14 protein-coding genes are annotated in these 12821 nt (G+C 41.5%); 7 read left to right on the plus strand and 7 right to left on the minus strand.

The genetic code is table 11. The annotated features are described in order from the left end of the window. The first annotated feature begins 74 nt into the window (after positions 1–74). Positions 75–1007, plus strand: a complete 933-nt coding sequence (locus MHB79_RS10815; protein ID WP_335356223.1) for an alpha/beta hydrolase — start codon at positions 75–77, stop codon at positions 1005–1007. 26 nt (positions 1008–1033) lie between these two features. On the opposite strand, the gene MHB79_RS10820 is transcribed toward MHB79_RS10815, so the two are convergent. From MHB79_RS10820 to MHB79_RS10830, 3 genes are all read right to left on the minus strand, one after another. Further along, the gene (locus MHB79_RS10820; RefSeq protein WP_340989727.1) at positions 1034–2296 is read right to left on the minus strand and encodes a Rap family tetratricopeptide repeat protein; all 1263 of its coding nucleotides are present in this window, start codon (positions 2294–2296) and stop codon (positions 1034–1036) included. Between the two features lie 305 nt (positions 2297–2601). Further along, on the minus strand, positions 2602–2841 hold the full coding sequence (locus tag MHB79_RS10825) for a YqkC family protein (protein WP_003215790.1): 240 nt from the start codon (positions 2839–2841) through the stop codon (positions 2602–2604). A gap of 12 nt (positions 2842–2853) precedes the next feature. Further along, positions 2854–3180, minus strand: coding sequence for an iron-sulfur cluster biosynthesis family protein (locus MHB79_RS10830; RefSeq protein WP_003215572.1), 327 nt, complete (start codon positions 3178–3180; stop codon positions 2854–2856). Between the two features lie 212 nt (positions 3181–3392). On the opposite strand from MHB79_RS10830, the gene MHB79_RS10835 reads away from it, so the two are divergent. Further along, the gene (locus MHB79_RS10835; RefSeq protein ID WP_044141052.1) at positions 3393–4100 is read left to right on the plus strand and encodes an expansin EXLX1 family cellulose-binding protein; all 708 of its coding nucleotides are present in this window, start codon (positions 3393–3395) and stop codon (positions 4098–4100) included. Between the two features lie 17 nt (positions 4101–4117). Here the strand turns inward: MHB79_RS10835 and MHB79_RS10840 are convergent, their stop codons facing one another. Both MHB79_RS10840 and MHB79_RS10845 read right to left on the minus strand, forming a co-directional pair. Next, the gene (locus MHB79_RS10840; protein WP_340989729.1) at positions 4118–5092 is read right to left on the minus strand and encodes a GNAT family N-acetyltransferase; all 975 of its coding nucleotides are present in this window, start codon (positions 5090–5092) and stop codon (positions 4118–4120) included. Continuing rightward, positions 5089–5568 carry a GNAT family N-acetyltransferase gene (locus MHB79_RS10845; protein WP_340989731.1) on the minus strand — a complete coding sequence of 160 codons (480 nt, stop codon included), beginning with the start codon at positions 5566–5568 and terminating at the stop codon, positions 5089–5091. The genes MHB79_RS10840 and MHB79_RS10845 overlap by 4 nt, the downstream gene beginning before the upstream one ends. 277 nt (positions 5569–5845) lie before the next feature. Between MHB79_RS10845 and MHB79_RS10850 the strand changes: the two genes are divergently transcribed. The 4 genes from MHB79_RS10850 (at position 5846) to MHB79_RS10865 (ending at position 9462) form a co-directional block, all read left to right on the plus strand. Continuing rightward, positions 5846–6295: a YfmQ family protein gene (locus tag MHB79_RS10850; protein ID WP_050943810.1), complete on the plus strand. Its 450-nt coding sequence runs from the start codon at positions 5846–5848 to the stop codon at positions 6293–6295. Between the two features lie 150 nt (positions 6296–6445). After that, positions 6446–7678 carry a DNA polymerase IV gene (locus tag MHB79_RS10855; protein ID WP_340989733.1) on the plus strand — a complete coding sequence of 411 codons (1233 nt, stop codon included), beginning with the start codon at positions 6446–6448 and terminating at the stop codon, positions 7676–7678. 15 nt (positions 7679–7693) lie between these two features. Further along, complete coding sequence (locus MHB79_RS10860; RefSeq protein WP_003215746.1) at positions 7694–8038, plus strand: YolD-like family protein; 345 nt, start codon at positions 7694–7696, stop codon at positions 8036–8038. Between the two features lie 188 nt (positions 8039–8226). Next, positions 8227–9462, plus strand: a complete 1236-nt coding sequence (locus MHB79_RS10865) for an MDR family MFS transporter (RefSeq protein WP_003215590.1) — start codon at positions 8227–8229, stop codon at positions 9460–9462. 30 nt (positions 9463–9492) lie between these two features. Here MHB79_RS10865 and coaA read toward each other — a convergent pair whose 3' ends face one another. Continuing rightward, positions 9493–10452 carry a type I pantothenate kinase gene (coaA, locus tag MHB79_RS10870; RefSeq protein WP_034620396.1) on the minus strand — a complete coding sequence of 320 codons (960 nt, stop codon included), beginning with the start codon at positions 10450–10452 and terminating at the stop codon, positions 9493–9495. A 187-nt stretch (positions 10453–10639) separates the two neighbouring features. Between coaA and MHB79_RS10875 the strand changes: the two genes are divergently transcribed. Further along, positions 10640–11968 carry a CoA-disulfide reductase gene (locus MHB79_RS10875; protein ID WP_340989735.1) on the plus strand — a complete coding sequence of 443 codons (1329 nt, stop codon included), beginning with the start codon at positions 10640–10642 and terminating at the stop codon, positions 11966–11968. Positions 11969–12034: 66 nt separating this feature from the next. Here the strand turns inward: MHB79_RS10875 and MHB79_RS10880 are convergent, their stop codons facing one another. Next, entirely contained in the window at positions 12035–12811 is a 777-nt protein-coding gene (locus tag MHB79_RS10880; RefSeq protein ID WP_050943806.1) for an SDR family NAD(P)-dependent oxidoreductase, read from the minus strand. Positions 12812–12821 lie beyond the last annotated feature (10 nt).

A 12821-nucleotide genomic window follows, 5' to 3' on the forward strand; every position in this document is an offset into this window, starting at 1 on the left:
CAAGAGTCACGCCAATCTCCCAACATGTGGTATGATCGTCATAGGAAAAACCTCGGAAAGGAAGAATCAGCTAGATGAAAAAATGGATCGCTATACTTGCCTTCATATTATGTCCGCTCGTTGCAATCGGCATTTTTTTCACCAACAAAATGATGTATATTCGAAAATTAACAGATGAAGAGCTCATCAAACGAGAATCAGATGAAGGGCATTATCATCATGAAGAGTTTCAACATCTTAACAAAGAGAAAGTGTGTATTCCTTCAGCATTTGGTTATGAGCTTCATGGCTATTTTGTGCCGCATCCGCATTCTCATACAACACGCACCATTGTACTTTGTCATGGCGTCACAGTCAGTTTAATAAATTCCGTTAAGTATATGAAATTATTCCAAAAGCTTGGATGGAATGTGATGCTTTATGATCATAGACGACATGGAATGAGTGGCGGGAAAACCACGAGTTATGGATACTACGAAAAAGAAGATTTAGCGAAGGTCGTGAAGTGGCTTAGACAAAAACTTGGGGAAAATGCCATTATCGGTATACATGGAGAATCTATGGGGGCAGTCACGACTTTGTTATATGCCGCAAAGCCGGAAGCAAGCGCCAATTTTTACATAGCTGACTGTCCTTTTGCTTCTTTTGAGGATCAGCTTCTCTATCGATTAAAAACAGATTTTCGTCTTTCAGGTCAATGGATTCTTCCACTAAGTGATCGAGTGTTAAAATGGCGGGATGGATACAGCATTCGGCAAGTGTCACCGCTGGATGTGATCGATCAGGTGAGAGAACCTGTGCTTTTTATCCATAGTCTTCATGATGACTATATTCCATGCGAGCAGAGTCAGCAGCTATATGCTCGAAAAAAAGGTGATAAACAACTATTTATAGCGCCGCACGGGGCACACGCGATGTCTTTTAGTGAAAATAAAGAAGCTTACGAACAAGAAGTTCAAGTATTCCTTCAACCATTTGAATCAAATGAAGATAAAAGAGGAGAATGAACAGTGGTTCGTCTCCTCTTTTTGAGCTAACTTATGCAATAGTCACTACTGTTGTATGGTGTCTGCCCGCCAGTTCCATATGACTCTCTTCCGATTGCTGCTGACTCATGACCGATAATCCTGCAGTTGCTGCCAATAAAAGAACTATCAAACTCGTTTTCATATAAATGACCCCCATTTTGAATTTTTGATATGGCTTGAATCTTCCGTTCGTAAAACCGTGTCGATGCTTCATACAGTCCAAGCTCATTGTAATAATGAGCCGCATCAAGTGCCAATTCCTCAATGTCTGGGTATAAGCGCTTGTCCTCGAGCAGGTCTAATGTATCGTCTATGATCGTTATTTCTGCATCAACGTATAATGCTTTTAAGAACTGAAATTTGCAGATGTAAATTTCATCTTCTAATTCACAGGCTTTCATAATACCTTTTTGATAGAGGGTTAACGACTCTTCTATTTGTTTTTGTTTAAACAGGATTTGGGTGAGCATAAATAGTGGGTCTAGAGAGCGATTAAGATGGGTTAAATTCTCCTTTTCAAACACTTCAAGAGAGTCTTTCAGATAACGGCTTGCTTCCGCAAGATCGTTCATTTGGTAATAACAGTTACCTAAGTTGAAAAGGGCCGAACCTATGACTCGAGGGTTTCCAATCGATCGTGCTCGATTTAGAGCATTTTTAAAGTAGGGCAATGCATGTTCATAGCATTTCAAATCATCATAGTTTGCACCGATGACAAATTCACAGTGGATGATTCTCAGCGTGTACGTTCTGTAGGCAGAGTACGTATTTAACGCTTGCAAGGCATAGTGCATCGAAAAGTGGGTTTGTTTCATGTGGTAGTATATTTCAGCTAATTTAAAGTAAAATTCTGCTCTTTCTATATCATCTGATATAAGATTGAGCTTTTTTTCTGCTGAACGGTAATAGGCAATGGCACTTAAATAGTTTTGCTGTTCAAACTCAAACATTCCTGTGAAAAAATGAACATAGTATTCAAGCATGTCCGTTAATTTCGTTTGCGAATGTTCGATCGTTTCTAGCAGGTTTTTAATTTCTTCATCATTTGAGGCTTTCTTTGCCGGTTCAAAATATTCAAGCATCACCTTATGGCGAAAATCCATCAGCTGGTAAAACAGCAACAAGTTTTGATCTTGCTCCATCTCCAGAATTTCCTGCTCGATCTCGGCCTTCAGCTTCTCTGCTTTCATGACATGAAATCCGCAAATCTGCCTATACCATTCGTTTATTTTAATTCCAACCTGAGGCGATGACAGCTTGAGCTTCAATTCACTTTAGCACCTCCCTTCTCATATACGATACATGTTGTATTCTATCATATTTCCTCGAATGGAAGAAATATGAAATGTCATTTTTCGCAAAGTTTTCGGTATCCCGCAATAACCGCTTCCATTGCCTATTTTTCGGCATTTATATCCAAGATTTTTTCATGTCTATTTTTCTTGTTTTGTCGAATTGGTTGTTATAAAACAGTTTTTTTGCGTTGCAAAAGATCATTTTTCAGATTAGACGTTCCCAGCTGCTTGGTGAGATGATGAAGGCACGAAAAAAACCCTTTTGTCAAAAAGGGCTTTTATAATACATCTGTTACCTGTTCCATATTCTCTTTGATCCAATTGACAGCTAATTCGAGCGTTGGGAATTCTTCCGTTTCAAATGTGACTTCATCCTGAAGAAGCCAAACATCCTTTTTCACCGAATCCATTCCACCTATTGACCAGTGCAAAAGGGTATAGGGATGATTGTTATTTAAAAACGACACCCATGTTTTATTTTGTGCCGTGTTTTGTATCACTCTAAGCTTCTGATCCACTACGTTTCCACCTTACTTTACAAGTATGCCCATTCTTGGACTGAGTATTTGCTGAGGACTTTTCAGCATCAATGTATTGGCTTTTTCATTAAAATCGATGGTCATTTCCTCATCAAAAAATACCTTCTGTGCAATGTGTATATATAGTTTTAAATGTTGGCTATTTTTAAGTTGTTCCCATTCACCTGTTCTTTCACTTGTTAACCAAAGCATTGGTACGCCACTCACTGCACAGCCACAACCTTCTGAATCGTAGCGAAGCAGTAATTCCTTAGTTTCGTTTCCTGTTTGCTGTTTTTCTATATATGTTTTAGCCTGTTCTGTGATGTGAATATACATGGCGAACATCCTTTTTAAATTGATGCTTACATTGTAACACATAAAACACCATAAAACATGACACACGACTAAATCCGAAAGTCATATTCTTTGAAATACACGCTCTTCTCACTATGATTATATCTATCTATTGACTCTTTTTGCTTCTTGTTTTTTAGAATTATACTTATGACGCTACCAATTTTTAAAGAATAAACAGGAGGTTTTAGATCGTGAAAAAAAGATTATCTCTCTGCTTCATCGGGGCACTGATATTGATGTTGAGTTTCGCTGTGCCAAACATGAAAGCGGCATCTGTCCTTGATGAAGTACGAGAAAGCTATGCAACTTATACGGGATCTGGTTACTCAGGGGGCGCCGCATTATTAGATCCTATTCCATCTGACATGAAAATTACGGCTTTAAATCCCCATGACTATAACTATAAAGGGATAAATGCGGCACTTGCAGGGGCTTACCTTGAAGTAAAGGGTCCAAAAGGAAAAACCGTTGTGTATGTAACCGATAAATATCCAGAAGGAGCGAAAGGAGCTCTTGATCTTTCTCATAATGCCTTTGCCAAAATCGGCAATATGGCAGATGGGAAAATCCCAATTAGTTGGAAAATTGTAAAAGCACCGATTAGCGGAAATGTAGTTTACAGAATAAAAGAAGGTAGCAGTAAGTGGTGGGCTGCGATTCAAGTGCGCAATCATAAATATCCGATTATGAAAATGGAATATTACAAAGATGGACAATGGGTGAACATGGAAAAGACAGACTACAACCATTTCCTTGGATTTAATATGGGGTCTAAATCTCTTCCTGTTCGAATCACAGATATCCGCGGGGTCATCGTAAAGGATAAATTACCCGCTCTTCCATCTACTGCTGCTTCACAGGCCTATACTGTAAAAGGCAATGTTCAGCTTCCTAATTAACGAGGAAAAGAGGTAGCTTATTTAAGAGCTTCCTCTCCTCCTTCTCTATCCCAGCGATATGCCTCATTTTCTATTACTTTTATGATTTCATTCTTTCCTGCCATATAGCTTTGTATATCTTCCCGATACTGATTTGCTAATTGTTCCTTGACAGACGCATACGCTACAGCTCGTTCTGGATGGGCCCTTAAGTAATCTCGAAACAATAAATGCCTTTTCACATCAGGATGATTTCTCTCATAAATATGGACATGATGCGTACGATTCAAGCCACCCTTTTGAAAAAAACGTCTCCCTTTTATGCCATTTTCACCGAGCGCTTGATATCCAAGATGTTCAAAGCTCTCTCTTTTTCTATCGATCTCTTTTATATGACTTACTTCTATTAAGATATCAATAATGGGTTTGGCAACAAGTCCTTCAACTGACGTACTACCAATATGATGTCCTTCTATCCAGCTCTTTTGAATGATTTGCTTGAGTCGCTGCTTTTCTTGATGGAATTCTTCATGCCATTCTTTTTTGAATTCGACAACCGCAACCTTTCGCCTCGGTGTCCATTTCATTTTTGATAAGGTGAGCTCTTTTGCAACATGAATCACATTTGTTTCAACAAATCCTAACTTTTCGTATAGCCTTTTTGCAGGGGTGTTTTTTTGCCCAGTGGTCAGTTCTATAGGGACATTTTTCTCCATAATTGTAGACATAAGTCTTGTTCCAATACCCTGCTTTAGCGCTTTGGGATGCACAGCCAATCGACTAATGATCAAATAATCTTTCTGCTCTTCATAAGAGGCAACACCTAGTAAGATTCCCTTTTGCTCAAAACCAATAAATTGCTCTTTTGCTTTCATTACATCTTGAAAGGTCTCTTTTAATGGCGGAAGATCGGCATAGCCAATTTGTTCAGCTTCTTGTTGGTATGCAGCTAGTTGAATATGTAAGATCTGCTTTGCTACATCTCCTATTGTTTGATCTAAATTGACAATCATGACATCGCCTCTAACTTTTTCACAAATAAAACACGGTCTTCATTTATTCCTTCATATTCTGAAAACACGGAGATTCCTTCTACAGTTTTATCCCCTTTTTCAATTTGAAAGCCCAATTTTGCATGATAGGCAATTGATACTTTATTTACAGGTTCTGTTACCACTTTAATGGTTGTTCTTCCTTCCTGTTTTGCCACATCATAAAAGGCTTGATACAGCATTTTTCCGATCTTTAATTTCCGGTGATCTGGATGTACCCCAACAAAGTGAATATACGCTTCATCTGAACGAGATTGCGATAAAAAACCGACTAAAAAGCCAATCAGTTCACCTTTTTCAACGACGACAAAACTTGTTTGCTGAAAATGTTCAAAAAATAGCTTCGGCAATGTTGCGCGCAAATCTTTACCTCCCCACCAGCTTTGGATGACGGATGTGACGGCGTAAAAATCTGACGGCTTCACTTGACGTATCATGATGACCTCGCCCCTTTTCATTTTTGGCTTACCGCTCTCTTTTTTTACAAAAAACTGTTGTTTCAATAGTCTACCTGTCCGATTTATTGTTTGTAAAGATTACGTGGCAGCCTTTTTTCCTTTCAGCTTTGTTGATTTCGTTCTTTCGCCGTCATCTCCTTGTAAATCTTCACACTTATTTCAAAAAGTTCACTTTTTGTGCGAAAGTTTCATTCTTTTGGTATGTTAAGATGGTTCATATAGGAAATGTAACAAATGTTTATTGGAGATGATGATATTGGTTTGGATTGTTACTTCACTTGTTGTGTTTAGTCTTTTAAAGCTTCTTGTCACTTCGCTGCCTTCTGGTGTTGTGGAACGCCTTTTTAGTCGTTATGCAGTGCATGCAAAAGTAACAAGTGATCAAACAACGATCATGTTTGAAGATCGTCCGCTCAATGATCAACAAACATCTGAAATTATTCAACATTTTAATGATGCGATCTTTATTGAACGCTATTATATTTATCCTGGTGATGAAGAGCGCTTTCTTCATCCGCAGGAAGGGCCGGCGCCTCTTACCATGCAAACAAAGCTTGGCAAGCATGATGTGACCCTTTATCTGTATCATTACGATGACCACGTGGATGTGGTGCGGCAGTTTACACATAAGCCTAAGAAAAAACTGATGGCCTATCGTTTGCGTTCTGAGCCCCTCCAAACATCCCACAACTTGGCACATGCTTAAAATATGTTGCATCAAATGAGACGAAGTGTCTTCCACTTCGTCTTTTTTTGTATGGATTTATACTCTTTTCTTTGAATGATTTACCAGTATCAATTTCGCCTCCTGACGGTTAAAATAGAAACAGAACATACGTTCTAAGAGGTGAAAATAATGAATGAACGAGCCATTCTGCTTGTGGATATGCAATCGTTTTATGCGTCAGTCGAAAAAGTGGAGGCTCCCCACTTGAAGGATGTGCCGCTCATCGTCTCTGGAGATCCTGAGCGGCGGAGCGGAGTCGTACTTGCCGCCTGCCCGCTCGCTAAAAAACGGGGCGTTCAAAATGCATCCAGATTATGGGAAGCACAGGAGAAATGCCCTGAAGCTGTCGTCGTACGCCCTCGTATGCAGCGCTATCTTGATATCTCTGTCATGATCACAGAGCTGCTTGAACAATACACAGATCTTGTCGAACCATATTCAATTGATGAACAATTTCTCGATATTACAGGCAGCCTGACACTACTCGGTTCTCCCCGTGAGATCGCTCAAAATATACAAACAACCATTATGAACCAGACGGGTATTTACGCACGTGTTGGCATCGGTCCTAATAAAGTGCTCGCTAAAATGGCCTGTGACCATTTTGCTAAAAAAAACACATCTGGCATTTATGAACTTCGCGCAGACAGTGTTGCGGCTGATTTATGGCCGCTTCCGATTGGAAAATTATTTGGCGTTGGTAAACGAATGGAGCACCATTTAAAACGAATGGGCATCAGTACCATTGGGACGCTTGCTGCTTATCCGTTAGACCGGCTTAAAAAACGCTGGGGAATCAACGGAGAGCTTTTGCAGCGAACAGCTTTAGGGCATGATCCCTCTCCGGTCACCGTTCACACACATAATGAGCAAAAAGCGGTGGGACATCATATGACTCTCCCACATGATTATGCGTCTTTTGAGGATATCAAAGTCGCTCTTCTTGAATTGAGCGAAGAGGTGGCCAGACGTGCACGCTTTAAGCATTATCTTGGGCAAACAGTGTCTGTTGGCGTGAGAGGCGCTGATTTTTCTCAACCGACCGGATTTCATAGACAAATCAAGCTTCATTCACCTACACAGTACGGGACAGATATTGCAGAGGCAGCCATTCAGCTATGCCAGCAGCACTGGGATGGTCAGCCCATTCGCAGTGTCGGTATTACTCTCTCACAGCTGCAGTCTGACAGCCAGTATCAGCTAACTTTATTTGATCATCATGTTCAAAAAGACAAACTCAGCAAAGTATTTGATGCGATCCACATAAAGTATGGACCTGCTGCCCTGCTGCACGCTTCGTCACTGACAAGCGCAGGGCAGGCGTATCACCGCGCCGAAAAAATTGGCGGACATTACAAATAACGGAGGCGAACAGCCATGAATCCCAATAAATTAACACCTGGATACAACCTCATGTGGGAATCAAGCCGAATGATGCTTCCAGAGCACCGGGAGCAGCTGCTTGCTCAAAAACGGCAGAAAAAAAAATACACCCCTCCCCCGCTGAGCACCGATCAACTGGAAGAAATGAATTTTTTGATCACACAGTCGATTACTGAGGATCAAGCGATTTGCGTGACATATGCCGCAGCAGGTAGAAAAGAGCAGTTTTGGGGCTGGGTCAAAGCCATTCATTATGAAACGCAGCGCATAAAAATCGTCAATGATGAAGATGTTCTCAACCTGTCCTTGCAGCAAATCGTCGCGATCGACCTTGATTAAATGGGGTCAAATGACCGCGCGAATCAGTGGCATAAAAGCACCAGCAGAAAAAAGCACGCGTCTCCAAATACGAGCCAATCAAACTTCTCTGCCATATGGCGGATGTCCCCTCCATCAAATTGTGTATTTAATTTGCACAATTTTTCATGTATGATTGGAACATCTTACAAACTCAGGGGAGAAACAGCATGAAAAATAACTTACGTACGCTACATCCGCTTAGTTGGACGATCATCATCGGCACCATATTTGGCCGAATGGCGACGTCCATGAGCATTCCTTTTTTGGCCGTTTATTTAACACAAGTCAAAGGCGCCTCAGCTTCTTCTGCTGGATTAATCATTGCCGTTAGCTCTCTGATTGGGATCGTTGCGAGTTTTTACGGTGGATATATTTCTGATCGTATCGGAAGAAAAAAGGTCATGCTTCTATCAATCTTCGGTTGGACACTTGTCTTTGTTGGCTTTGCATTTGCAGATGCCATTTGGGTCTTCTTTATCATGAACGCTTTAAACGGACTGTGCCGGGCACTGTTTGAACCAACATCTAAGGCGCTCTTATCTGATGTCACCCCGTCAAGTATTCGGTTGTTTGTGTTTAATTTACGATATACAGCCATTAACATAGGGGTCATCTTCGGTCCGCTGCTTGGCTTATATCTCGGGTCATCGAAAACAACCTTTCCATTTCTCGTCGCTGCCTTCATTTATTTGTTATACGGATTAACGCTGGCCTGGCAATTTCAGAAACATCCAGTTGCTGCTCCAGAAAACACGAAACAAATTGGGGTCAAAAAAGCCCTTTCCATTATCCAAAAAGATACAGTCTTTAGCATTATCCTCATCGGCGTTACCTTATGTTCGTTCGGGTATTCGCATTTGAGCTCAACGCTGCCTCAATATTTATCCGCTTCGCCTATGATTGAGGATGGTCCGAAACTGTTTGGATACCTTTTATCTTTAAATGCAGTTGTTGTCATTGTCGTACAATATCCGCTCATCATGATCGCCAAACGCTACTCCACCATTTTGTCGCTCACCACTGGGAATATTCTTCTTGCGGGCAGTTTGTTTGCCATTGCTTTTTCACAGAGTCTCGGCATGCTTGCTTTCATCATTGTCGTGTTTACAATTGGAGAGGTTCTGCTGTTTGCGATGATGGATCTATTTGTAGACAATGTGGCAAAGCCAGAAGTAAAGGGGTCGTACTTTGGCGCGATGGGATTTTCTCAGCTCGGCAGCGTCATCGGACCATTTGTCGGCGGACTGTGCATTGACTATTTTGGCGCAGCCCATCCCTTCTCCATTTTTTCAGTCTTGTCGATCATCACCATCGCAGGTGTTCCGTTCCTACTCATTGGATACTACCGCCTGAAAAAGCGATCCGCAGCTGCCATCGCTGTGAAAGTCAGTGGAGATCATTAAAAAAACCGCTCTCGTTTGAGCGGTTTTTCTTTATACTCGGCGGATAGCAATCTCTTCCACCTTATGCTGATCACCTTTTTTCAAAATGAGATCAGCTCGATATTTTGTCGGTAAAATATTTTGATATAAATTAGGGCGATTGACGGTATTCCAAATTGTGCTTGCCATGTGATCTGCCTCTTCATCCGTCAAATCTTTGTATTGATGAAAGAAGGATTCAGGATCTTGGAAAGCTGTTTCCCTCAGCAAACGGAACCGTTCTTTATACCATGATTGAATTTGCGTTTCAGCAGCATCTACATAAATCGAAAAATCAAAGAAATCTGATACAAACACACGCGGTTCATCCTTCAGATCATCCAGCGCTGGGGATTGCAGCACATTGATTCCTTCAATAATAACAATATCGGCATCCTCCACCGTTTCATACACACCATCAAGCCGGTCATAGGTCAGATGCGAATATACCGGGGCATGCACAGTTTGTTTACCTGATTTTAATTCGTTTAAAAAAGACAACAAGGCTTTGACATCGTAGCTTTCTGGGAAGCCTTTCTTTTCCATGAGTCCTCGATCCTTTAATTCTTTTTGAGGATACAAAAAGCCATCGGTTGTCACAAGACTCACTTTCAGTCCATCTCCAAGCCTCGATAAAAGCGTTTCGATGATACGGGCCGTTGTGCTTTTCCCGACAGCCACACTTCCAGCAATCCCAATTAAAAAAGGAATTTTCGCATGATGTGGGTAGTTTAAAAAGGCATTCACATGCTGATTTTTTTGTTTTTCTGCAAAGACATGCAATGTCAGAAAACGAATAAGTGGTATGTAAATATCCTGAACTTCTTCAAGCGATAAATAGTCATTTAATCCTTGAAGTGCTCTTGCTTCCTCTTCTGAAACAGATACCGGCATATATTCTCCAAGAGCAGACCAAGCCTCTCTTGTATGACGTGTATATAAAGTATTAAAATCTAGTCGCGTGTCACTCAAAGTCTTTCCCACCAATCTTCACTAAACTCGTAACCAAAAAGACGATAATCCGATTGTAGCTTAAAATGAAGGCGCTGTCTTTATTTTTCCACTAAAGTTTGCTTCTTTTGCGAAAAAAAGCATTAAAAAAAGGAAAATGAGGGTAAATAAGAGTATTCAGTTCGATAGATAGAAGGGAGCACACCAAATGAAATATGTGATCATTGGCGGAGATGCAGCAGGAATGAGCTGTGCTATGCAAATATATCGAGAGGGTCCAGATGCACATATTGTCGCTTTTGAAAAAGGAGAGATTTTCTCATATGGACAGTGCGGCCTCCCCTACTTGATCGGCGGTCTCATTGATCACCACAACAAGCTGATTGCACGCAGCGCTGAAACATTTCGCGACAAATACGGAATTGATGCTAGATGCTTACACGAAGTGACCTCCATTGATCCAAAGCAAAAAACGGTGTCAGGTCATCATACGAAAACAAAAGAACCCTTTACCGAAAGCTATGACCGCCTCTTAATTGCGACAGGAGCAAGCCCTGTTAAACTGGATTTAAACAATCAGCCGCTAGAAGGCGTACACGTATTAAAAACCATTCCGCATGCGCTGTCCATTTTAGACCACTTAAAACAAGATATCACACATGTCACGATCATTGGCGGTGGATATATCGGCTTAGAGATGGCTGAAAATTTAAAAGCGCTGGGAAAAAAGGTACATATCATTCAGCGGGGTTCAACACTTGGTCCGGGCTTTGACCCCGATATGGCAAAGCACCTGAAAGAAGAGGCGGGTGCCCAAGGCATTCACGTGACACTCGGGGAAACCGTGCAGACATTAGAGGGCGAATCACATGTCACAGCTGTTCAAACAGACAAACAAACCATAAAAACAGATATGGTCATCATGGCCATCGGCGTCACCCCGCAAACATCCTTTTTAGACAAAACAGAAATCAAACGGCTTTCAAATGGCGCCATTGTTGTAAATGAATACATGCAAACCAATGTAAAAGACATCTATGCTGCCGGGGATTGCGCAGCCACTTATCACCGCATCAAACAATCACTCGATTATATTCCGCTCGGTACAACGGCGAATAAACAAGGAAGAATCGCTGGTTTTCATATGACGGGAACAAACCGGGCGTTTCAAGGCGTGACTGGAACTGCCGTCATGAAATTTATGAGCATGACAGCGGGACGAACGGGCTTATCTGAAAAGGAAGCACAAGCAGCTGATATTCCTTTTTCCACCATCACCATTGACAGTACGGATCACGCTGGATATTATCCAGATGCGCAGAAAATGAAAATCAAACTGATTTACAGAAGTGATGACTACACCTTGCTCGGTGCCCAAATCATCGGAAGAAACGGTGTAGATAAACGGATCGATGTGATGGCAACTGCTCTTTACCAACAGCTAACCATAACAGATCTTGAAGATTTAGATATTAGCTATGCACCGCCTTTTAACAGTGTGTGGGACCCGCTTCAGCAAGCAGCAAGGCGGAGATAAAAAGACGGTCACAATGGCAGCTTACTTCAAAAAAAAGAAACCAGTTCACAACCGGTTTCTTTTTTGTTATTTTTTCATCATCGCTTTGCGTGCTACTTTTTCAAATAAAAATGGGAATAATTGATACAATTTACTGCCAGCGTTCATCCATCCAGGCAGATTAATCTCTCTTTTTTTCGTCATCATAGCGGATACGACCTTCCCAGCCACCTTGTCCGCACTAAGCATCATGAATTCAACATTCTTCACATATTCACCGCTGCGATCGGCGATGGTAAAGAAGTCAGTGGCAATCGGGCCTGGATTCACTGTGGTGACGTGAATGCCGATGTCTGACAGCTCCATTCTGAGGCTGTTTGAAAAACCAAGGACGGCATGCTTGGATGCAGAATAAATGGCTGATTTCGGGGTGGCAATCTTTCCTGCCTGAGAGGCAATATTGATAATATGTCCGTGTCCTCTTTGTTTCATCTCTGGAATGACCTTTTTCGTGCAGGCGATTAAACCAAACACGTTTACTTCAAACATCGACACCATTTCCTCAATGGACGCATCTTCAACGAGATCAAACGCACCAAAACCGGCATTGTTCACCAAAATATCAACAGCCCCCACTTCTTCATATGCGCGATCAATGTCCTCAAGGTGACTGACATCTAGCTCCACGATGTGACACACTCCGCCAGCACTCATAATCTTTTCTTTTACACCCGTCAGCTTTTCAATTCGTCTTGCTGAAATCATGATCTCTGCGCCTTCTGCTGCTGCCAAGTACGCCATTTTTTCACCAATGCCACCAGATGCGCCAGTAATCCATATTCTCTTTCCTGTTAATCGCCCCATGCGTTTCACT

The organism is Bacillus sp. FSL M7-0558, assembly GCF_038003245.1.
In the GTDB taxonomy this organism is placed as follows: Bacteria; Bacillota; Bacilli; order Bacillales; family Bacillaceae; genus Bacillus; species Bacillus pumilus.

Coding starts and splice junctions, on each gene's coding strand:
- MHB79_RS10815 (WP_335356223.1), top strand. CDS start 75: ATGAAAAAATGGATCGCTATACTTGCCTTCATATTATGTCCGCTCGTT.
- MHB79_RS10855 (WP_340989733.1), top strand. CDS start 6,446: ATGAATGAACGAGCCATTCTGCTTGTGGATATGCAATCGTTTTATGCG.
- MHB79_RS10860 (WP_003215746.1), top strand. CDS start 7,694: ATGAATCCCAATAAATTAACACCTGGATACAACCTCATGTGGGAATCA.
- MHB79_RS10840 (WP_340989729.1), bottom strand. CDS start 5,092: ATGATTGTCAATTTAGATCAAACAATAGGAGATGTAGCAAAGCAGATC.
- MHB79_RS10875 (WP_340989735.1), top strand. CDS start 10,640: ATGAAATATGTGATCATTGGCGGAGATGCAGCAGGAATGAGCTGTGCT.
- MHB79_RS10880 (WP_050943806.1), bottom strand. CDS start 12,811: ATGGGGCGATTAACAGGAAAGAGAATATGGATTACTGGCGCATCTGGT.
- MHB79_RS10845 (WP_340989731.1), bottom strand. CDS start 5,568: ATGATACGTCAAGTGAAGCCGTCAGATTTTTACGCCGTCACATCCGTC.
- MHB79_RS10830 (WP_003215572.1), bottom strand. CDS start 3,180: ATGTATATTCACATCACAGAACAGGCTAAAACATATATAGAAAAACAG.
- MHB79_RS10865 (WP_003215590.1), top strand. CDS start 8,227: ATGAAAAATAACTTACGTACGCTACATCCGCTTAGTTGGACGATCATC.